A 20,162-nucleotide genomic window follows, 5' to 3' on the forward strand; every position below is an offset into this window, starting at 1 on the left:
CGCGGGCATGCCCCCTACCGGGCAGAGACGGCCAATTCCAACTCAGTGGCGTGCAGTTCGCCGCCTCCGCGGCACCGGGAGGCCGCCCGCGACGATCCGGCGGGGTCCCACTCCGGAGCGGCCCACGACTCCCGGGCGGCGATCCGCCGCGCGGCCCAACGCCAGTCCTCCGTGCGGGGGCGAGCGAACCTTTCCGCTGTTCCCGCCCGCTTCCGCGAAGGACCTCGTCGGCCCGCTCCCGACGCTGACCGTCCTGCTCCTCGCGTTCGTCCTGGTCACCGCGAACGGCTCCTACGGGCGCTCGCGCATCCAGGCCGACGCCGTCTGCTACGCCCGCGCGGTCCGCACCCAGGAGTGGCCGGCCATGGCCGACGGCGAGGGCCCTGGTCGTGATCACCGCCCGCCCGACCCCACCCTGCGCATCGTCCGGGACGTCGACCGCCCCTTCGACGGCCTCATCGACGTCGAGCCGACGGCGATGGCCGAGGCCGAGCCGCAGGCCACCCGCGACTTCCTCGCCCACAGCACCGTCGCCGAACTGCCCTGCGACGACCTGGGAAACCGCACCGCGGTCTGAACCGGAGCCGGCCCGTCCGGGTGCGGACGGGCCGGCTCGGCGATGGGCCGGGGTGAGGTCAGTCGACGGGGTGGAGGGGGATGTCGAGGTAGGACTCGGCGCCCTCCGGGGAGGTGAGATCCAAGGTGAACACCGGGGTGGTGGCGTTGGCCGGTGCGAAGAAGGGGTCGTGGGTGTCGATGACCAGCTGGAGCTGACGGCCCTGCTGCACGCGGTAGTCGGCGGGCTGGAGCGGGAAGGTCACGGTGGTCGCCCGGCCGGCCTCCTCGGCGGTGAAGGTGTAGGGGGCGTGGGTGATGATGTGCGCCCTGCCGGTGGCCGGGTCGGCGTCCAGGAGGTAGGCGACGATCATGGCGTCGGCCTGCTGCGGCTTGACCGTGACCCGCAGTTCCAGGTCGCCCCGGATGCGGGAGGCCTGCGACAGCGGCGTGGTGGCGAAGACGGCGGCCAGGCCGCGGTCGATGTCGGCGGTCTTGTAGACGTGGGGCAGGCCCAGGCGCTCGGCCAGGCCGGTCTGGACGAGCTTGGGGGCGACGACGATGTCGGTGCCCTGGCCGGTGACCTTCACCGAACGCGTCCAGCCCGCCTGCGGCTCGCCCTCGACCAGCTGCCCGTCACTCTCCCCCGAGGGGGCGTCCGCCAGGTGGAGGCGCCGCTTCGGCAGGGCGTACTCGTCCCAGGTGGCGTGGCGGACCTCGGAGAGGGGGTTGAACATGTACTCGGAGCGGACGTCGAACCCGGGAGTCCCGCCGTCGCCGGCGGCGCCGCCGAGGAAGTGGTCCATCCAGCGGTAGGCCATGGCGGTGGGCTTGGCGAACAGGCCCGCCAGGCCGGGGAGTTCGGCGTTCCCGTGGTCCCCGACCTGGATCAGGAGGCCCTTGGGGCCGGTGAGCCCGCTGTGGAAGTCGATGACGGCGGGCACGGAGAAGATCGTCTCGTGCCAGGTGGTGCCGAGCAGGATCGGCGTACCGTTCTCGTTATACTGCTGCAGGTGGGCCTTGGGCGAGCGCCGCTCGGCGAAGTCCCTGACCTGGTCGTCGATGGTGTTGGCGCGGATCTTCTGGATGACCTCGCGGAACTCCTGCGAGCACCGGTCCTCGCCGAACAGCTTCACCAGCGCTTCGAAGGCCGCGAGGTGACGGGTGCCGTTCTCGTACAGCGAGGTGAACAGGTCGGCCCAGGCGCTGGTGCCGACGACGGCCTTGATCCGCGGGTCCTGAGCGGCCGCCAGGAGGCTGGTGCCGGCGCCGTAGGAGGCGCCGAAGAATCCGATCCGGTCCGCATCGACGCCGTCCTGCGTCACCAGCCAGTCGATCACCTGAGTGGCGTCGGCGACGTCCTGCGGTCCCGCGACGTGGATCTCGCCCGTGGACCTGGCGAGGCCGCGCTGGCTGTAGGCCAGGACGGCGTAGCCGCCGCGCGTCCAGCGGGAGATCATCCCGAGGTAGGCCCGGTGCCCGATGCCGATCAGCGGCGCGGGCAGCACGACCGCGGGGACGGCCTGCCCCGGAGCGAGGTTCCTGGGGACGCTCAGCGACGCGTCCAGGACCGTCCCGTCCGTCATGGTGAGCGAGGCCTCGGAGTACTGTCCGATCTCCGCGTAGACCTCGTACTCGTCGGCGAGACCCCACTGGTCCAGACGGCCGATGCGGCGCGGCGAGGGGTCCAGTAAGGCCTCACGGATCGCGTCCAGCCTCGCGGAGTCCTCTGCCGTGAGCGCGAACAAGGGATCCGTGGTTCCGTCGACGGACATGGCGTACCTGCTTTCCGGGTAAGGGATCATGATGACGCGTCAGGATCATGCTCACTCCGTCGCGACCCGCCCAGGAAGGCGTTCCGCGCTTCTCACTCGAATGAATGAACGGCCCCCCACAAACCTCCAGACGGACAACAGGCCAGAGGTTGACCGAGAAGGGTCAGAGGGATGAGTACTGGCGCCGGGCGCGGGAGTTGTGTTCTCCTGAACCCATGAGCCTTCTCGTGACGCGCCGACACGTGGACTACGTGCGCGTCACGACCATGGCGTGTTCCCGCTGACACCGAGGCCTTGATCCCGGCGTCCGGCACACCGACGCGCTCGCCCCGACGGCTCCTGGGCGCCCCCTGACGGCCTCGTCCTGCCCCGCGCTCCCCTCGTACCCCCCGCCCAGGCGGGCACACGACCGCGCGCACCTCACACCATCCACTCCCGCAGGAGGAGACGCATGAGCGTCCGTGACATACCCGCCGCCCCCGAGACGACCGACGCCGACTCCGAGTCGTTCGCCTCGGAATGGGAGAAGTGGCACCTGGACAAGGACGCACGGCTCGCCTCGGAGCACGGCTTCCTCGCGATCACCGGTCTGCACTGGCTCTCCGACGAGCCGCAGGCCTTCCCCGGCGCGCCCGGGACCTGGACGACCGGGCCCGAAGGGGTCGTCGTGGAGCTCGACGAGGGCGCCGAACTCGTCGTCGGCGGCGTGCCGGTCCGCGGACGGCACGTCTTCGGCGTCATCCCCGAGCGCGGCGGCGTCGACGCCGTCTGGGGCGACACCGTGATCGAGGTCGCCAAGCGCGGCGGCAACGACGTGATCCGCCCGCGCCACCCCGGCCACCCGCTGCGCGTCGCCTTCGCCGGCACGCCCGCGTACGCGCCCGACCCGCGGTGGGTGGTGACGGGCCGGTACGAGGCCTTCGACGAGCCGCGGCCGACGACGGTCGGCGCCTCCGTCGAGGGGCTCCAGCACGTGTACGACGCTCCCGGACGGGTCGTCTTCCGGCTCGCCGGGCAGGAGTTGAGCCTGACGGCGTTCAACGGGCACGCGCCCGGCAGCCTCACCCTGCTGTTCACCGACGAGACCTCGGGCGTCACCACCTACGCGGCCAACCGGAACCTCACGGTGGAGACCCCGGGGTCCGGCGGCGAGGTCGTGCTCGACTTCAACCGGGCGGTCAATCTGCCCTGCGCCTACACGGACTTCGCGACCTGCCCGCTGCCTCCCGCCGAGAACCGGCTGCCCGTGGCGGTCGAGGCCGGTGAGCGGATCCCGCACGAGCGCGGTCCGGTCTCCTAGCCGGGTCCGCGGAGGGGACCCGGGGCGGTTTGTTGCCGCCGCATGACGGCTCCGTGGCCACCCCGTGGCGATCACGTCAGGGTGCGGGCCGTTCCACGAGACGCCCCCTAGCATCCCGTGGAACGGCCCCGCGGCAGCCGCGGGGCCGTACTCCCCCCTCACCGTCCAAGGACAGGTTCCCCATGGCCGTTTCCCGCACCCTCGGCGTCGACGAAGCCCTGTCCCGGCTCTCCGAGCTGCACGTGGTCGACGTCCGCACCCCGGGAGAGTTCGCCTCCGGCCGCCTTCCGGGCGCCGTCAACGTCCCCCTGGACCGCATCGGCGCCGGCCTCGCGGACCTGCGGCGGGCGGCCGGGACCCGGGCGCTGCTCCTGGTGTGCGCCTCCGGCGCCCGCTCCGACCGGGGCGCCGCGCTCCTCGCCTCCCACGGGATCGCCGCAGCGAGTCTCACCGGCGGCACCCGGGCCTGGGCCGATGCCGGCCACGGACTGGAGCACCCGCCGGGACCGGTCCGGCCGGTCTGGGGGATGGAGCGTCAGGTGCGCTTCACCGCCGGGGCGCTGGTGCTGCTCGGGCTGGTGCTCGGGCTGTTCGTGCACCCGGCGTTCCAGCTGCTGTCGGCGGCGATCGCCGGGGGCCTGGTGTTCTCGGCACTGACCGACACCTGCGGCATGGCGGTGGTCCTCGGCCGGCTCCCCTTCAACCGGCGGGGCACCGTCCCCCTCGGCTGATCTCCGGCGCGGTCACTCCCGTGGCGGCGGCGCCGAGGCGGAGGGGGCGCCGCTCCCCCGGCCGACCAGGCCGAGCAGCGCGGTCAGGACGACCGCGGTCAGGGTTCCCGCCACGACGCCGCTGCCCAGGATCGTACGGGCCCAGCCGGGGAATCCCGCGTACAGGTCGGGGCTGAGCAGCGGCAGCAGTCCCGCGGTGAGCGCGAGCGCCGCCGTCAGCGAGCCCGGCCCGGTGCCGGACAGGTCGGCCCGGCGGAGCATCTCGACGCCCATGACGGCGATCACCGCGTACACGACGAGCGCCGAACCGCCGACGACGGCCTCGGGGATCCCGGCCAGCACCCGCGAGACGGGAGCGGCCAGGCCCAGGACGACCAGGAGCACTCCGGCGCCCGCGGTCACGAACCGGCTGCGGACCCCGGTGAGGCGGCCGATGCCGATGTTCTCCGCGCTGGTGACCATGAGCGAGGTGCCGAAGAGGCCGCCTGCCAGGGACACCAGGGCGTCGGCGCGGGCGACGCGCGGCACGTCGCGCTCGGGTGCCGGGGTCCGGCCGACGGTCTCGCTGTTGAGCACGGTCTGCCCGGTGATCTCGGCGAGTGTGGTGAGGCTGAAGACGAGCAGCGGGAGCGCGGCCACGAGGTCGAACCGCGGGGTGCCGAAGGGCAGGAACACCGGGAGGGCGAAGCCGCTGCCGGCGGCGGGGCTGAAGGAGCCCAGGCCGGTCGCCACCGCGAGGAGGGTTCCCGCCGCCATGCCGAGGAGGACGGACGTCTGCCGCCAGACCCCGCGCAGGAACACGTACGCGGCGAGGGTCGCCGCCACGGTGAGCGCGGCGAGGAGCACCGCGCGCGGCTCGCCCGTGCCGTCGGGACCGGTGACGAGCCGGGCCGCGACCCGGATCATCGCGACGCCGATGAGCAGCACGGTCACGCCCATGACCAGGGGCGGGAAGAGCCGTACGACACGGGCGTAGAGGGGCAGGACGGCGAGCAGCAGCGCGGCCGCCAGGAGGACGGCGCCGGTGGCGGTGGCCGGGCCGTGCTCCTGGGCGATCTGGAGGAACAGGGCGGTCGCGGCGCCGCCGGGCAGCATGACGAACGGCAACCGTCCGCCGATCCGCCACACGCCGAGGGACTGGAGCAGGGCGCCCGCCCCGCAGAGGAGCAGCACGGTGCTGAGCAGCGAGGCCGTGGCGCCGGGAGACATCTTGAGGCTGCCCGCGACGAGGAAGACGGTGGAGACGGGGGCGGCGATCATCGCGAGGACGTGCTGGGCCGCCAGGGGGACCAGGCGCCGCCACGGGACCCGGGCGTCGACGGCTTCGGCCGCGGGGACGGCGGGGGCGGCGGGGGGTGCGGTCGTCATGCGGACGCCTCCAGCCACGGGATCTCGGCGGCGGTGTAGCGGTAGGCGCGGAAGACGGCGTTGGGCTCGGACGGGAAGAGGCCGCGGACCTCGCTCTCGCCATAGCCGGCGAAGTACGGGACGACGTACTCCCAGCAGAGGTAGCCGTCCTTGGTCACCTCGAAGAGCCGGCCGGACGGGGAGTCGGTGACGAGCGTGTTGCCGTTCGGCAGGCGCTGCGCGGAGCCCATGAAGGGCGCGAAGAAGAACTCGCGGGCCGGGTCGTGGTACTCCCAGACGATCTCGCCGTCGGTGCGGTCGATCTCGATGACGCGGGAGTACGGGACGTCGTTGCCGGGCCGGAAGACGCCGTTGTCGAAGACGAGGAACCGCCCGTCCTCCAGTTCGGTGGGCGCGTGCTGCTGGCTGACCGTGCCGGGGCGGCTCCGCCAGAGGATCTCCCCGGTCTCGCGGCTGATGACGACGACGGCCGAGACGCTCCGGAGGCTGGCGAGGATGTTGCCGTCCCGCAGGGGCGTCACGCTGTTGATGAGCGGCCAGTGCTCGCGGGCGTAGGCCTCGTGGAGGGGGAAGGCGTCGCGGTCGAGGTGCTCCGCGGCGCGCCAGGACCAGAGGAGCTCGCCGTCGGGGCCGACCTCCTTGATGGTGTCGGCCCAGACGAGGCCGTCCGCGGCCTCGGAGCCGGGCACGCCGCCCCGTACCGCCGCGGCCTCGTCGCCGGCCAGGGGCTCCAGGGCGGTGTAGAGGATGCGGCCGTCGTCGAGGTGGTGGGCGTCGTGGTGCTGGAGGGGGTCGCGGTGCTCCCGCAGGACGGTGCCGTCGGGTGCCGCGCGGAGCATGACGCCGCCGCGGTACTTGTGCCACATCGGGAACAGGGCCTTCTCGCCCGGGAGGACGCCGTTGTAGGCGAGGGTCCCGTCGGCGAGGAGCCGGGCGTGGCGGCCGGGGCGGTAGGGGAGGTCCCACCGGTGGACGGCGCGGCCGTGGAGGTCGACGAGGTGGACCTCGCCGGTGCCGGTGAGCGGTGCGTAGAGGGTGTAGCCCTCGGACGCGGCCGTCTCGTCGAGGGCGATGAGGCCGGTGGGACGGCGGCGGCGTGAGTTCTGGTCGATCGTGGGCACGTCGGAGCTCCTCCTTCAAACTTTCTTTGATGAGAACAACCGACTTTGACGTTAGGGGCGTTGTGTGACGGGCGTGTGTCGGGAGTACGAAACCGTCTCCGGCCCCGGAACACGCGCCGCGTAGGGTGCGGTCATGCGCCGTGGAACAGGACGGACGGCGCCACGGGGCGGGAAGGGACGGGACCGACCATGGAGGCCGCGAACACACCGCGGGTGGGCGCCGCCGTGCGCCGCCGGCGACGGGCACTGGACCTGACACTCGCCGAGGTGGCGAAGGGCAGCGGGCTCTCGTCCCCGTTCCTGAGCCAGATCGAGAACGACCGGGCGCGCCCCAGCATGCGCTCGCTCCAGCGGATCGCGGACGCCCTCGGGACGACGGCGGTCCAGCTGCTGGCCGCCTCCGACGAGACCCGCACGGTCGACGTGGTGCGCGCGGGCGACGACAGCGGCCTCGACCGGGAGGCACGCGTCCGCCCGGTGGTCCGCGGCCGGCACCAGCTGCACGCGCTGGAGTTCGTCGGCGCGCACGAGGCGGACCGGGAGTTCCGGCACCGCAACGACGAGCTGCTGTACGTGGCGGACGGCTCCGTGGAGGTGGAGGCCGACGGCCGCGTCCACCGGCTCGGCCGCGGGGACACGCTGCTGCTGTCCGGCGGCGTCCGTCACCGCTGGCGCACCACGGAACCGGGCTCCCGGGTCCTCGCCGTCGCGATCGGCGACCACGTGGAGGTGCTGGAGACATGACGTGGACGGCGCCGCCGGTCGTGCGCACGCGGCAGCTGGGCGACCTGGGATCCGTGACCGAACGCCGGATGCTGGAGGGCCGGGAGACGCTGCTCGCCAAGTGCGCCGGTCTCGACCCGGACCGGTTGGCTCGGGCGACGGTGGAGCCGTCGGGCCTCAGCCTCCTGGGCCTGGTCCGGCACATGGCGGAGGTGGAGCGGTCGTGGTTCCGGCGCGGCTTCGCGGGTGAGGACGTCGGTGACGTCTTCACCGGCCCGTCGGACGGCGACGAGGGACTCGGCGGGGTCCGGGCGGCCGACGCGGAGCGGGACTTCGGGGTGTACCGGGCCGAGGTCGCCCTGTGCGACGCCGCGGCGGCCGGGCACGGCCTCGACGAGACGTTCACGTCCACGCGCGGGGTCGCGCTCAGTGTGCGCTGGGTCTCCATGGTGATGGTCCAGGAGTACGCCCGGCACAACGGCCACGCCGACTTCCTGCGGGAGCGGACGGACGGGGTCACCGGAGACGCGTGACGTCCGGTACGGCCCCGGGAGTGCCGTACCGGACGAGCTGGGGAGGCGCGGTGCTCAGGCCTCGCGGGTTCCCTCGTACATCGCCTCGACGGCCTCGGCGTACGCGCGTTCCACGACGGGGCGCTTCACCTTGAGGCTCGGGGTGAGTTCGCCGTGTTCGACGTCGAGGTCGCGCGGCAGCACCGCGAACTTCTTGACCGTCTGCCAGCGCTGCAGGTCGCCGTTGACGCGCCGGACGTAGCCGTCGATCAGTGTGCGCACCTCCGGCGAGGAGACGACGTCGGCGTATCCGCGGCCGGCGAGACCGTTCGACGCCGCCCAGGGCATGATCACGCTCTCGTCGAGGGCGATCAGGGCGGTGCAGTAGTTGCGGCCGTCGCCGATGACCAGGACGTTGCTGACGAACGGGCAGACGGCCTTGAACCGGCTCTCGATCTCCGTGGGCGCGACGTACTTGCCGCCCGAGGTCTTGAAGAGGTCCTTCTTGCGGTCGGTGATCCGGAGGAATCCCTCCCGGTCGAGCTCGCCGATGTCCCCGGTGCGGAACCAGCCGTCGCTCTCCAGGACCTCGGCGGTCTTGTCCGGCAGGTTGTGGTAGCCGCGCATGATCCCGGGGCCGCGCAGGAGGATCTCGCCGTCCTCGGCGATGCGGACCTCGGTGCCGGGCAGGGGCCGGCCGACCGTGCCCACCCGGTGGTCGTCGACGGGGTTGACGGTGCAGCCGGCGCTGGTCTCCGTCAGGCCGTAGCCCTCCAGGACGGGTACGCCCGCGCCGGCGAAGAAGTAGCCGATCTCGGGCGCGAGGGCGGCGCTGCCCGAGGCGCTGCCCCGGAGCTCGCCGCCGAAGGCCGCCCGGATCTTCCCGTAGACCAGCCTGTCGGCGAGGGCGTGCTGCACGGTCAGCCGGAGGGGGACGGTGCGGGTCCCCGTCGCCACCAGGGTCTCCTGGCCGGTCCTGGCGTGCTCGCGGGCGACCTTCGCCGCCCACCGGAAGACCCGGTATCTGACCCGGCCCTCGGCCCTCGCCTTCGCGGCGATGCCGTTGTAGACCTTCTCGAAGACCCTCGGAGCCGAGGCCATCACGGTGGGCCGGACGACGGGCAGGTTGCTGACGATGCGGTCGAGGCGCCCGTCCACCGCGATCACGTGCCCGGTCCGCACCTGACCGGAGATCAGGGCCTTGCCGAAGACGTGGGACAGCGGCAGCCACAGGAACTGCACGTCGTCGGGTTCGAGGAGTCCGCTGACCTCCTGCGCGACGCCCTGGTAGGACCAGCAGTCGTGGACCAGGCGCACGCCCTTGGGCCGGCCGGTGGTCCCGGACGTGTAGATGAGGGTGGCGAGCTGTTCCCGCTCGATGCCCCCGACGGCCGTCTCGACCGCCTCCGGGTGCTCCTGGAGGTACGCCGTGCCGCGCTCCTCCAGCTCGGCGAGGCCCAGCACCTCCAGGCCCGCGACCTGCGGGAGGTCCTCCTCCGCGTCGAAGAGGATCGCGTGGCCGAGTCCGGGCAGCCGGTCCCTGTGCCCGGCGACCTTGGCCAGCTGGGCGGCGTTCTCCACGAAGATCGCCCGGCTGCCGGAGTCGGCGAGGATGTACGCCGTCTCGTCCGCGTCGGTGCTGGGGTAGACGGCGGTCGCGGCGGCGCCCGCGCACATCACCCCCAGATCGGCGAGGATCCACTCCACCCGGGTCGAGGAGGAGATGGCCACCCGCTCCTCGGTCCGCAGCCCGAGGGAGAGCAGGCCGGCCGCGATCGCCGTCACGCGTTCGGCCGTCTGGGCCCAGGTCAGCGAGCGCCACTCCTCGGCGCCGGGCGCCCCCCGCCCCACCGCCACGGGGTAGCGGTAGGCCTCGCGGTGGGGGGTGGCCCCGACGCGCGCGAGGAAGAGGTGCGCCACCGAACGCGGCCGGTTGTCGAGCTGGTACTGCGCGGAACTCATGGCGACCTCCGGGCCCGGTCCGCCCGCCAACGTTGTTGACCGGCAGGTAACTTGTGCGCAGAGGTGAGGCTAGGGGGAAACCCGTCACCGCGTAAGGGGTCGGCGGCCGTGCGTCTCGCCCCGCACCGCGACCAGCGGTCCCGGGAGGTGCGGGCCCCGGCCCCACGGGGCCGCCGGGGCCCGCCCGGTGGTGACGCACCCGGGGCACGCCGTCCACCGGGCCCGGGCCGTGCGGCCCGGCGAGCGGTCCGGTCCTACGGACGCGGCTTCCAGGACCCCGGCCCCCGGTCGTCCAGCAGGGCGCAGACGAACTGCTCCTCGACCGCGCGCAGCCGGGCCAGCAGGGCGGGGTCCAGCGTGGCCTGGCTGGTGACGGAGACGGTGATCGTGCGCCGGCCGTCCCGGGTGGACGCGGCGAACTGCGTGTAGCCGGGGGTGTTGCCGGTGTGGCCGAGGACCGTGCCGCACCGGGTGGTGTACCGGAAGAGCGCCAGGCCGGCCGCGTTGGCCCCGGGACCGGCCGGCTCGGAGGCGCCGCCGGGGAGGAAGTCCTGCTGCGCACGGCGGGTGGCGGGGGTCAGCAGCTCCGGTCCGGCGTAGCCGCCGATGAACCGGCTCAGGTCGGCGGGGGTGGAGACGATGCCGCCGGACGCCCAGGCCCCGGAGGCGCTGATCGCCTCGCTCACGTCCTCGGGCGGCTCGCCGGGGGTGGTGTCGTAGCCGTGCAGGAAGGGGCGGGGCAGCAGATATCCCTGGGGCAGGCTGGTCCCGGTGAGGTCGAGCGGACGGTACACGAGCTGCCGCAGCAACGACTCGTAGGGGCGCCCGGTGGCCTGTTCGGCCATCAGGGCGACCGCGATGTTGTCCGAGTTGGAGTAGGCGTAGCGGCTGCCCGGCGGGAAGGCGAGCGGCTGTCCGGCCGCGAAGTCGAGGAGCCGCCGGGAGTCGAAGTGGTGGCGGGGGTCGGCCCGGACGATGTCCTGGAAGGCCTGGCTCCTGCTGTAGTCGGGGAGCCCGCTGGTGTGCTGAAGTAGTTGACGCAACGTCACGGCATGCCAGGCTCGCGGGAGTTGAGGCAGACGCTGGCCGATCGTGTCGTCCAGGCCGAGGGCCCGGCGGTCCACGAGGCTCAGCGCGACCGCGCCGCTGAAGGCCTTGGCCGCGCTGGCGATGCGCATGTGGTCGCCGGTCCTCGGCGGACGCCCCGTGCCGATCTCGGCCGTGCCGGCCCGGTAGACCTGGCGTACGCCGTCGCGGGTCATCACCGCGATCGCGCCGGGCGGGCCGCCCGGCGCCCCCACGAGACCGGCGAGGGCGCGCTGGAGTGCCGGGTCGCCGTGAGCGGAGTCGTGCGGGACCGGGCCGGACGGGGCCGCCGCGACCGGCACCGCCGCGGCGCCGCTCAGGACGGCGGCCGCCGTGACGGCGCCGACGGCCGCCGCGCGCAGCCGGCGCCCGGGGCGGGGTCCGGTACGGCCGGGGGCGGACCCCGTGGAACTCCGGCCGCCGTGCGCGGCGGTGACACGTCGGGACATGCGCGTTCCTCCTCGGTTGCGGGACCAGGAGCGGCGCGCGGGCACGCGGTCCGGGCGCGGTCGGACGACCGGGCGCTCCCCGGCCACGGGGCCGTGTCGTCCCGGGGTGCGGCCACCGTCTCGCGGAGCGGGCCGCGCCGCGCGGCGCCTGCGCCATCCGGCCCACACCCGCGCCCCCGCGCCCTCGGCGCTCAGGCCCCGGAGGCGGTCCGTCCCCCGGCCCCGCCCCGGTACCCGAGGACAACCAGGACCGTGACGGCCAGGACGACCGCGCCCGCCGTGCGCAGGGCCGGGCTCATCGCGTCGGCGAAGGACCCGGCGCGGGCGTCGGCCCCGTGCGCGGCGAGCACGGTGCCGGTGACGGCCACGCCGAGGGCGGCGCCGATCTCCCGTGCCGAGGTGCCGAGGCCGGAACCGAGGCCCGCCTGCGCGGCGGGGAGGGAGGTGACGACGCCGACGGTCAGGGCCGGCATGCACAGGCCGGTGCCCGCCGATATGACGAGCAGCAGGCAGGCGTACAGGGCGTACGGCGTGTCCGCTCCGGCGGTGGAGACCGCGAGGAGTCCGGCGCCGATGAGGAGGAGCCCGGTGGCGACCGCGGGGCGCGGCCCCGAGGCGGCCTGCCAGCGGGTCGCGACCTTGGGGAACAGTGCCATGCCGATCGTCAGCGGGACGATGGCGAGGCCGGTGAGGGCGGGGCCGTACCCCTTGACGTACTGGAGGTACTGCGCGTTGACGTAGAACAGCGAGAAGAGGCCGAAGAACCCGGTGGCGGTGCCCAGGACGGCGGCGCGCAGCCTTCGGGAGCGGAAGACCCGCGGGTCGAGGAGGGCGGCCGGCGAGCGGAGCGCGTACCAGGTGAAGAGGCCCGTCAAAGCCGTGCCCGCGGCGAAGAGGGCGAGGATGCGCGGGGACGTCCAGCCGAGTGCCGGGCCCTCGATGACGCCGGCGAGGAGGGCGACCAGGGCCGCGACGAGCAGCAGGGTGCCGCGGGGGTCGGGGCGTCCGTCCGGGGAACGCTCGGTGCGCGGGACGGTGACCGCCACGGTCCAGGCCAGGACCGCGGCGAGCGGGACCATCAGCCAGAACAGGGCGCGCCAGGAGAGGAACTGGCCGACCGCTCCCCCGCCGGCGTTGCCCGCGAGACCGCCCAGGCCGACGGCGAGGGTCCAGGAGGCGAGGGCCCCGGCCCGGCGTTCGGGTCCGGCGAGCCGCACGAGGATCGACATGGTGGCGGGCATGACACAGGCGGCGCCCGCGCCGGACACCCCGCGGCCGGCGATCAGCAGCGCGGGCGAGGTCGCCAGGGCGCTGATCGCCGCCCCCGCGGCGAACAGCGCGAGACCGGCGAGCAGGACGCCCTTGCGGCCCCGGCGGTCGCCCAGCGCTCCGGCGGGGATGAGCAGTCCGGCGAAGACGATGACGTACGCGTCCACCGTCCACAGGAGTTCGGTGGCGGACGGGTGGAGGGCGGAGGCGGCCAGTTGCGGGATGAGGAGGTTGATGGCGGCGACCATGCTCTGTGCGACGAGGACGCAGGCGCAGAGGGCGAGCAGCGTCGGCCGTGTGAGCGGGCCCGGCGCGGGGCCGGCCGGGGCGGCGGGAGGCGGTGCGAGGGCAGGCGAGGGCATGGCTCCTCCGGGGAGCGACGTGGTGAGGGGGTGTCAGCCCACCGTAGGCTCGGCCCTTGGATTACTTCCAGTGCATCTTTTGCAAGGGGTGAGTGCGTGTGACGCAATCCGTAGAGCCCACCGGTCTCGACCTGAACCTTCTGCTCGCGCTCGACGTGCTCCTGGAGGAGCAGAGCGTGCGGGGAGCGGCCCGGCGGCTGCATCTGTCCGAGCCCGCCACCAGCCGTACGCTGGGCCGGATCCGCAAGGCGCTCGGCGATCCGATCCTGGTGCGCGCCGGGCGGGCCATGGTGCCGACTCCGTACGCGCTGTCCGTGCGGGCCGAGGTCGGCGCCGTCGTGGAGCGGGCCCGGGCGCTCTTCGCGGCCTCGGGACCCACCGATCTCCGCACGGTCGCCCGGACGTTCACGGTGCTCGGCCAGGACGCCCACGCCGCGCAGCTGGGCCCCGCGCTGCTCGCCCGGGCGGCCCGCGAGGCGCCGCTGACGCGGCTGCGGTTCCTGAACGAGAGCCACGTCGACGCGCCGACGCTGCGGGAGGGAGTCGCGGACCTGGAGATCGGTGTCATCGACACCGTGCACCCCGAGGTGCGCACCGAGCACGTCCTGGACGACCGCATGCTCGGGGTGGTCCGGGCGGAGCACCCGCTCCTCCGGGGGCGTCTGACGCGGCGGAGGTTCGCGACGGAGGCGGATCACCTGGTCGTCTCGCGCCGGGGACGGATGCGCGGTCCGGTCGACACCGCGCTGGCCGAGCACGGGCTGCGGCGCCGGGTCGCCGCGGGCGTCGGCACGTACCCGGCGTCGCTGTTCGTCCTCCGGGACACCGACCTCGTCGGCCTGATCAGCGCGCGGAGCCGCGTGCTCGCCGAGTCCCTGGGTCTGGTCGCCTTCGACGTGCCCCTCGACCTGCCGCCGCTGCCGGTCGGCCTCGCCTGGCATCCGCGCCACGACGCCGACCCGGCGCACGCCTGGCTGCGGGGCTGTGTGCGGGACCTGCTGCTGGACCGGTCCGGCTGAGCGCGGACCGGTCCGGCGGGGGTGTCAGGACACGCGGTCGGCGGCGAGCCGTGCGGCGAGGGCGGGGATGCCGAGGGCCTGCTCCTGGGCCGGGGTGGCCTGGTACAGCCGGTTGGTCAGCTGGTACGGGTCGTTCACCAGGTCGTAGTACTCGCGGAACTTCACCTGGCCGGTGCCGGTCACGGTGCCGTTCCCGTCGGTGGTCAGGTCGTAGTACTCCGTGTACTGCTCGTCCTTGGCCACGTACGAGGACCAGGTGGGCGCGCCGCCGGCGCCGGTGCCCTGCTTCCACCACTCCACCAGGAGGTGGTCACGGCTGTGGCCGGAGAGCAGCGACCGGCCGTCCTGCGGGGCGGCGGGGGTGATGCCGGCGGCGTCGAGGATGGTCGGCGCGATGTCGATGTTCGCGACGATCCGGTCGTCCTGGGTTCCGGCGCCGAGGCCGCCGGCCGGCCACGAGAGGTAGAACGGCACCTCGTGCGCCGGGCGGTAGGGCACGGACTTCGCCGTCCAGCCGTGGTCGCCCCAGCTGAAGCCGTTGTCCCCGATGTAGATGACCAGGGTGTTGTCGAGCTGGCCGAGGGCCTGGAGCCGGTCCTTGAAGGCCTGGACCGCGTCGTCGACGGAGAGCAGGGTGCGCAGCTGTTCGGCGCGGATCCGCCGGCCGTCGGCGAGGGTGCCGGTGGCGTCCTTGATGTAGCCGGGCTTGTCGGCGCGGTCGCCCTCGGGGACGGACGGGCGGCCGTTCCAGGCCGGGACCTCGGTGCCGGCGTACTTCGCCTCGGGGGTGCGCGGGCCGTGGGACGCGTAGGGCGTGACGTAGGCGAACCAGGGCCGGGTGTCGGTGGCGGCCTTGTCGAGGAACTTCAGGGTGCGGTTCTTGACGATGGTGGTGGTGTAGCCGTCGATCGTCTGGACGGTGCCGTCGACGTTCCAGCGGGCGTCGACGTACCCGGGCTGGAGGAGGGCGAACTCCTCGAAGTGCGGCGGGTTGTCGGCCAGGGTCCAGGAGTTGAGGTACTTGCCGAAGAGGCCGGTGCGGTAGCCGGCCTGCTTGAGGTACTTCTGCACGGTGGTGCTCTGGTCGAGCGTGTACGAGGCCTTGTTGTTGCGCACGCCGTGGTTGTGGGCGTGGCGGCCGGAGAACACGCTGGAGCGCGAGGGAGCGCACAGCGGGGTGGTGACGTGGCCGTTGGTGAACCGCACGCCCTGCTCGGCGAGCCAGGCGACGGTCTTGGGCAGGGCCCACTCGGTGTGCTTCGGCTGGTCGTCGGTGACGATCAGCAGGATGTTCGGCCGGGCGGCGGCAGCGGCGGGGCCGGCCGCGGCGACCTGTGCGACGGCGGGCACGGCGGTCGCGGCCGCGACGGCGGCGGCGCCGCCGAGGAAGCCTCGCCGGCTCACCTGCGGGCGTCGGTTCTCGCTCATGATGTCCGTTCCTCTGGGTGCGGGGGCACAGGGGGGCGCCCGCGCACGGGCGGCGGCGGGTTCCGCCGTCGGCGCGGTGCGGGAGGGGAAGAGACGGGAGTCGGGCGGAGGCCGCCGGGTGGGGATCCCGTGGGGGAAGGGGGGCGCGTTCAGCGCGCCGGGGCGACCGTACACAGGGCGCTCGCCGTGCGTCCCTGGTCGACGTGGCGGCGCGCAGTAAGGATTCCTGCTGCCATGGCCACGACAATATGGGGTGGGGATCCGCGGTTCCATGTACGGCGGATGAAATGACGCGGGGAGCGGCGCCCGACGGGCAGGAGGCGGTGTCCGGTGCCAGGCTGGGACGTACTGGATCCGCGAAAGGGAATCACCATGCTCACCACCGCCTTCGTCCCGGGCTCCCCCTGCTGGCTCGACCTCGGCGCCCCCGACGTGCCGGCCGCCGCGGCCTTCTACGGTGCCGTGCTCGGCTGGGAGTACGAGCCCATGGGCGAGGGACAGGACGCGGAGGGCGGGATGCTCCGCAAGGACGGGAAGGTCGTCGCCGGACTCGGGAGGCTGACCGAACCCGGCGCGCGCTCGGCCTGGATGATCTACTACTCCGTCGCCGACGCCGACGCCACGACCCGGGCGGTGGAGGGCGCGGGCGGCACGGTCCGGGTGGCGCCGAGGAGCTTCGGCGAGCAGGGCCGGACGGCCCAGTACAGCGACCCGCTGGGGGGACAGTTCGCCGTCTGGCAGGGGGGCGGGATCAAGGGCGCCGAGCTGATGGACGAGCCGGGCTCGCTGAGCTGGACCGAGCTGTACACGACCGACGCGGCGGCCGCCAAGGAGTTCTACGGCGGGGTCCTCGGCTGGTGGTTCGAGGACATGGAACTGCCGGAAGGCGCGGGCACGTACAGCCTCATCACCCCCGCGGGGCTTTCCGCGGAGCGCATGCACGGCGGCCTCATGCAGTTGTCCGCGGAGGACCTCGACCTCGCGGGCGGACGGCCGTACTGGCACCCCGTCTTCGCCGTCGCCGACTGCGACGCCACGGTCGCCGAGGTCGGACGCAGGGGCGGAAGCGTGCAGATGGGGCCGGTGGACATGGAAGGCGTCGGCCGGCTCGCCGTCTGCCTCGACCCGTCGGGCGCCGACTTCGTGGTCCTCACCCCGCCCGCGGCCTGACCCCGGTCTGGAAACGGGGCCGCCGTCGTCCCAGAATGCCCCCATGACCGAAGCAGCAGCGACACCGGCCGAGCGGGACGCCGTGCGCGTCGAGCGCGACGGGCCCGTGACGACGGTGGTCCTGTCCCGGCCCGCCGCCCGCAACGCCGTGGACGGGCCGACGGCGGAGCGGCTGGCGGACGCCTTCCGCTCGTTCGAGGCCGACGAGGACGCCGCGGTCGCGGTGCTGTGGGGCGAGGGCGGGACGTTCTGCGCGGGCGCCGACCTCAAGGCCGTCGGGACCCCGCGCGGGAACCGGGTGGCGCCCGACGGCGACGGTCCGATGGGTCCGACCCGGCTGCGGCTGACCAAGCCGGTCATCGCGGCCGTCAGCGGGCACGCCGTCGCCGGAGGCCTCGAACTGGCCCTCTGGTGCGACCTGCGCGTGGTCGAGGAGGACGCGGTCTTCGGGGTGTTCTGCCGCCGGTGGGGCGTGCCCCTGATCGACGGGGGCACGGTCCGGCTGCCGCGGCTGATCGGCGAGAGCCGCGCCATGGACCTGATCCTGACCGGCCGCCCGGTCCCCGCCTCCGAGGCGTACGGGATCGGGCTCGCCAACCGCCTCGTACCGGCGGGCCGGGCCCGGGCCGCGGCGGAGGAACTCGCCCGGGAGATCGCCGGCTTCCCCCAACTGTGCCTGCGCCACGACCGGCTGTCCGTCCGCGAGCAGCACGGCCTCCCCGAAACCGAGGCCCTGGCCGCCGAGCTGCGGCACGGCATGGTCCCGCTGTCGGCGGGCGAGACCCGCTCCGGCGCCGCACGCTTCGCGGCCGGCGCGGGACGGCACGGGTCCTTCACCGCCTGAACCGGCCGGGTCGCGGGGGTCGCCGGCGCGGGAGAGGGAGAGTCCGAACTCCCGTACGGTCGCGCGGGGTGATGGCTACCATGCCCGATGTGAATCCACGCGCGCGCTGGCTCGTAGGCATCGCAAGTACCGCAGGGGCGTTCGCCGCCGCAGGGGCAGGGTGGGACGCGTTCGGGGAGGTCGGCCCCGTGCAGTACACCCTGGCGGGGGTCACCGCCCTGGCCAGCGGCGCTCTCGCCTACGCGCAGAGCACCCGGAGCAGTCCGGACGGACCGGGACACCCGGTGCCGAGGGAGTTACCCCGTGACATCACCGACTTCACCGGCCGGGACGGTGAACTCGACGCCCTGGCACAGCTGCTGAGCCCGAGAAGACGTTCGAGCGGGCCCCTCGTGGCCGCGATCGCGGGCAAGGGAGGTCTGGGCAAGACGACCCTCGCGATACGAGCGGCTCAGCGCGCTTCCGAGGACTACCCGGACGGGCAGCTGTTCGCGAACCTCCGTGGATACGATCCCGTTCCCGCCGAACCGGAGGCCGTGCTCGGGCACTTCCTGCGTGCGCTGGGCACCGATCCCCGCGAGATCCCGGACGCGCCGCACGACCGCGAACAGCTGCTGCGCACGCTCACCGCCGGCCGCCGTCTGCTCATCGTCCTCGACAACGCCAACGGCCCCCGCCAGGTGCGCCCCCTGCTGCCCGGCACCTCGGACGTCGCGGTGATCGTCACCAGTCGCACCCCGCTCAGCACCATAGAAGGAGCCCACAGCATCGTGCTTGACCTCTTGGAACCCGATGAGGCCGTCGAGCTGCTGGGCCGCGTGGCGGGCGCGCACCGCGTGGCCGACGACCCCGAGGCCGCGCGACGCCTGGTGGCCCTCTGCGGCCGTCTCCCCCTCGCCGTGCGCATCGCGGGCGCCCGCCTCGCGGAGCGGCCCGACGTGCCCGTGGCGGACCTGGCCGACCGGCTCGCGGACGAACGCGGCCGGCTCGATCACCTGGAGATCGGCGACCTCGACGTCCGCTCCACGTTCATGATCAGCTACCGCGGGCTGTCGGACGAGCAGCAGCGGGCCTTCCGCCTGCTCGGACTCTTCCCCGGGGCCGACTTCACGACCTGGGCGCTCGCCGCGCTCATGGACGTCCCGTCGAGCGCCGCCGAGCGTCACCTGGACGCGCTGGTGTCCGCGCAGCTGATCGACGCGACCGGGCCCGACGAGACCGGGACCATCCGCTACACCTTCCACGACCTGATCCGGGCGCTCTCTCGCGAGCAGCACGAATCGGGGTCAGCGGCCTCGACCGGGCGGCTCCTGGGCGCGTACCTCACCCTCGCGGCCACGGCCGAGGACCGCTTCCAGCCCGGCGAGGTGCGCAAGACCGGCTCCCATCCGCGCCAGGCCGTCGAGGCCCGTGACCTCGACCGGCTGCTGGGCGACCCGGTCGCCTGGTTCATCAGCGAGCAGCGCAACATCGTCGCCTGCGTACGGCTCGCCGCGTCGGGCGGGTTCTGGGACGCGGTCTGGGAACTCACCCACATCGGCGCCCCGTTCTTCGAGATGCTCGCCATCTGGGACGACTGGGAGGTCTCGGTCGGACTCGCCCTGGAGGCGGCTCGCCGGTCGGACAACCGCTGGGCCGAGGCCATCACGCTCTTCGACACCGGTGCGCTGCGGCGGGACCTGGGCCGGCTCGACGAGGCCCTGGTGGCGTACGAGGGGGCCCGTGCCGGATACACCGCCGCGGGCGACGAGCACGGCCTGGCCACGCTGCTGCTCCTCGAAGGCATCGTCCACCGCAACCTGGGGGACTGGGACCGGGCGGCGCGCCTGCTCGGTGAGGGCGTCGTACGCCTCGGTGCGGCCGGGGACCGCAGGCTCGCGGCCCAGTCCCAGCGCAGCCTCGCGATCGTCCTCGGCGGCCAGGGGCGACACGGTGAGGCGATCCCGCTGTTCCAGGAGGCGCTGGCCGAGTTCCAGAGCCTGGGCGACCGGCGGGCGGAGGCGTACGCGTGGCGCAACCTGGCCCAGGCGCAGCTGGAGCACGGAGAGCCGGCGGCATCGGCGCGCTCGTTCGGCCGGAGTCTGGAGATGACGCAGGGGCTGCGCGATCAGCGGGGCGAGGCACGGGCCTTGCAGGGCCTCGGCCGCGTGAGCGCGGCCGAGGGGGCCGCGGCGGTCGCCCTGCGGCGGTTCGCCCAGGCCCGGCAGATCGCCGAGGAGACGCACGACCACGTTCTCACCCGGGAACTGGACCGGGACATCGCCGCGGCGAACGGTTCGTAGCCCCGGCCGCTCGGTCCCCCGCGGGTTCCTTCACGGCGGAGACGGCGAGCTGTTCCGTGGCGCAGTCGGCAGCGGCGCTGCTGGATCCCCCCCCCCCCCCCCCCCCCCCACCCCCCCCCGCGCGCGCCGGGGGCGCGGGGGGGGGGGGGGGGGGGGGGGGGGGCACAAACCCGGACGCCCCCCCCCCCCCCCCCCCCCCCCCCCAG

General features: G+C 74.0%; 16 protein-coding genes. 9 read left to right on the plus strand and 7 right to left on the minus strand.

What is annotated here, in order from left to right; translation table 11 throughout:
* The first annotated feature begins 7 nt into the window (after window positions 1-7).
* Entirely contained in the window at window positions 8-577 is a 570-nt protein-coding gene (locus ACFV2S_RS28135; protein ID WP_385564749.1) for a hypothetical protein, read from the plus strand.
* Window positions 578-635: 58 nt separating this feature from the next.
* Here ACFV2S_RS28135 and ACFV2S_RS28140 read toward each other — a convergent pair whose 3' ends face one another.
* Complete coding sequence (locus ACFV2S_RS28140; RefSeq protein ID WP_385564752.1) at window positions 636-2,330, minus strand: alpha/beta fold hydrolase; 1,695 nt, start codon at window positions 2,328-2,330, stop codon at window positions 636-638.
* 451 nt (window positions 2,331-2,781) lie between these two features.
* On the opposite strand from ACFV2S_RS28140, the gene ACFV2S_RS28145 reads away from it, so the two are divergent.
* Both ACFV2S_RS28145 and ACFV2S_RS28150 read left to right on the plus strand, forming a co-directional pair.
* Window positions 2,782-3,630 (plus strand): DUF1684 domain-containing protein, encoded by an 849-nt coding sequence (locus ACFV2S_RS28145; protein WP_385564754.1) that lies wholly within the window; start codon window positions 2,782-2,784, stop codon window positions 3,628-3,630.
* 182 nt (window positions 3,631-3,812) lie between these two features.
* A complete protein-coding gene (locus ACFV2S_RS28150; protein WP_385564757.1) occupies window positions 3,813-4,361 on the plus strand; it encodes a rhodanese-like domain-containing protein in 549 nt (182 codons plus the stop codon).
* A 12-nt stretch (window positions 4,362-4,373) separates the two neighbouring features.
* On the opposite strand, the gene ACFV2S_RS28155 is transcribed toward ACFV2S_RS28150, so the two are convergent.
* Together ACFV2S_RS28155 and ACFV2S_RS28160 are read right to left on the minus strand one after the other, a co-directional pair.
* Window positions 4,374-5,729: a uracil-xanthine permease family protein gene (locus ACFV2S_RS28155; protein ID WP_385564760.1), complete on the minus strand. Its 1,356-nt coding sequence runs from the start codon at window positions 5,727-5,729 to the stop codon at window positions 4,374-4,376.
* Entirely contained in the window at window positions 5,726-6,850 is a 1,125-nt protein-coding gene (locus ACFV2S_RS28160) for an arylsulfotransferase family protein (protein WP_385564763.1), read from the minus strand. Before ACFV2S_RS28160 ends, ACFV2S_RS28155 begins: the two co-directional genes overlap by 4 nt.
* 189 nt (window positions 6,851-7,039) lie before the next feature.
* Between ACFV2S_RS28160 and ACFV2S_RS28165 the strand changes: the two genes are divergently transcribed.
* Window positions 7,040-7,594, plus strand: a complete 555-nt coding sequence (locus ACFV2S_RS28165) for a helix-turn-helix domain-containing protein (RefSeq protein WP_383788523.1) — start codon at window positions 7,040-7,042, stop codon at window positions 7,592-7,594.
* Window positions 7,591-8,106: a DinB family protein gene (locus ACFV2S_RS28170; protein ID WP_385564768.1), complete on the plus strand. Its 516-nt coding sequence runs from the start codon at window positions 7,591-7,593 to the stop codon at window positions 8,104-8,106. Before ACFV2S_RS28165 ends, ACFV2S_RS28170 begins: the two co-directional genes overlap by 4 nt.
* Window positions 8,107-8,160: 54 nt before the next feature.
* Here the strand turns inward: ACFV2S_RS28170 and ACFV2S_RS28175 are convergent, their stop codons facing one another.
* From ACFV2S_RS28175 to ACFV2S_RS28185, 3 genes are all read right to left on the minus strand, one after another.
* Entirely contained in the window at window positions 8,161-10,047 is a 1,887-nt protein-coding gene (locus tag ACFV2S_RS28175) for an AMP-dependent synthetase/ligase (RefSeq protein WP_385564771.1), read from the minus strand.
* 254 nt (window positions 10,048-10,301) lie between these two features.
* Entirely contained in the window at window positions 10,302-11,582 is a 1,281-nt protein-coding gene (locus ACFV2S_RS28180; RefSeq protein WP_385564774.1) for a serine hydrolase domain-containing protein, read from the minus strand.
* Window positions 11,583-11,773: 191 nt separating this feature from the next.
* The gene (locus ACFV2S_RS28185) at window positions 11,774-13,213 is read right to left on the minus strand and encodes an MFS transporter (protein ID WP_385564777.1); all 1,440 of its coding nucleotides are present in this window, start codon (window positions 13,211-13,213) and stop codon (window positions 11,774-11,776) included.
* Window positions 13,214-13,305: 92 nt separating this feature from the next.
* Here ACFV2S_RS28185 and ACFV2S_RS28190 point away from each other — a divergent pair, with 92 nt between their 5' ends.
* Window positions 13,306-14,232, plus strand: a complete 927-nt coding sequence (locus tag ACFV2S_RS28190) for a LysR family transcriptional regulator (RefSeq protein WP_385564780.1) — start codon at window positions 13,306-13,308, stop codon at window positions 14,230-14,232.
* Between the two features lie 24 nt (window positions 14,233-14,256).
* Here the strand turns inward: ACFV2S_RS28190 and ACFV2S_RS28195 are convergent, their stop codons facing one another.
* The gene (locus ACFV2S_RS28195) at window positions 14,257-15,660 is read right to left on the minus strand and encodes a sulfatase (RefSeq protein WP_385564783.1); all 1,404 of its coding nucleotides are present in this window, start codon (window positions 15,658-15,660) and stop codon (window positions 14,257-14,259) included.
* Between the two features lie 372 nt (window positions 15,661-16,032).
* Here ACFV2S_RS28195 and ACFV2S_RS28200 point away from each other — a divergent pair, with 372 nt between their 5' ends.
* The 3 genes from ACFV2S_RS28200 (at window position 16,033) to ACFV2S_RS28210 (ending at window position 19,956) form a co-directional block, all read left to right on the plus strand.
* Window positions 16,033-16,830: a VOC family protein gene (locus tag ACFV2S_RS28200; RefSeq protein WP_385564786.1), complete on the plus strand. Its 798-nt coding sequence runs from the start codon at window positions 16,033-16,035 to the stop codon at window positions 16,828-16,830.
* Window positions 16,831-16,873: 43 nt separating this feature from the next.
* A complete protein-coding gene (locus tag ACFV2S_RS28205; RefSeq protein WP_385564789.1) occupies window positions 16,874-17,674 on the plus strand; it encodes a crotonase/enoyl-CoA hydratase family protein in 801 nt (266 codons plus the stop codon).
* 188 nt (window positions 17,675-17,862) lie between these two features.
* Complete coding sequence (locus tag ACFV2S_RS28210) at window positions 17,863-19,956, plus strand: ATP-binding protein (protein ID WP_385564792.1); 2,094 nt, start codon at window positions 17,863-17,865, stop codon at window positions 19,954-19,956.
* Window positions 19,957-20,162: the final 206 nt, after the last annotated feature.

Source organism: Streptomyces sp. NPDC059695 (assembly GCF_042733785.1).
Classification (GTDB): Bacteria; Actinomycetota; Actinomycetes; order Streptomycetales; family Streptomycetaceae; genus Streptomyces.

What these genes read in the sequence shown, in the direction of transcription:
- ACFV2S_RS28135 (WP_385564749.1), top strand. Translation starts at nt 8, where the DNA reads ATGCCCCCTACCGGGCAGAGACGGCCAATTCCAACTCAGTGGCGTGCA.
- ACFV2S_RS28140 (WP_385564752.1), bottom strand. Translation starts at nt 2,330, where the DNA reads ATGTCCGTCGACGGAACCACGGATCCCTTGTTCGCGCTCACGGCAGAG.
- ACFV2S_RS28145 (WP_385564754.1), top strand. Translation starts at nt 2,782, where the DNA reads ATGAGCGTCCGTGACATACCCGCCGCCCCCGAGACGACCGACGCCGAC.
- ACFV2S_RS28150 (WP_385564757.1), top strand. Translation starts at nt 3,813, where the DNA reads ATGGCCGTTTCCCGCACCCTCGGCGTCGACGAAGCCCTGTCCCGGCTC.
- ACFV2S_RS28155 (WP_385564760.1), bottom strand. Translation starts at nt 5,729, where the DNA reads ATGACGACCGCACCCCCCGCCGCCCCCGCCGTCCCCGCGGCCGAAGCC.
- ACFV2S_RS28165 (WP_383788523.1), top strand. Translation starts at nt 7,040, where the DNA reads ATGGAGGCCGCGAACACACCGCGGGTGGGCGCCGCCGTGCGCCGCCGG.
- ACFV2S_RS28170 (WP_385564768.1), top strand. Translation starts at nt 7,591, where the DNA reads ATGACGTGGACGGCGCCGCCGGTCGTGCGCACGCGGCAGCTGGGCGAC.
- ACFV2S_RS28175 (WP_385564771.1), bottom strand. Translation starts at nt 10,047, where the DNA reads ATGAGTTCCGCGCAGTACCAGCTCGACAACCGGCCGCGTTCGGTGGCG.
- ACFV2S_RS28180 (WP_385564774.1), bottom strand. Translation starts at nt 11,582, where the DNA reads ATGTCCCGACGTGTCACCGCCGCGCACGGCGGCCGGAGTTCCACGGGG.
- ACFV2S_RS28185 (WP_385564777.1), bottom strand. Translation starts at nt 13,213, where the DNA reads ATGCCCTCGCCTGCCCTCGCACCGCCTCCCGCCGCCCCGGCCGGCCCC.
- ACFV2S_RS28195 (WP_385564783.1), bottom strand. Translation starts at nt 15,660, where the DNA reads ATGAGCGAGAACCGACGCCCGCAGGTGAGCCGGCGAGGCTTCCTCGGC.
- ACFV2S_RS28200 (WP_385564786.1), top strand. Translation starts at nt 16,033, where the DNA reads ATGCTCACCACCGCCTTCGTCCCGGGCTCCCCCTGCTGGCTCGACCTC.
- ACFV2S_RS28205 (WP_385564789.1), top strand. Translation starts at nt 16,874, where the DNA reads ATGACCGAAGCAGCAGCGACACCGGCCGAGCGGGACGCCGTGCGCGTC.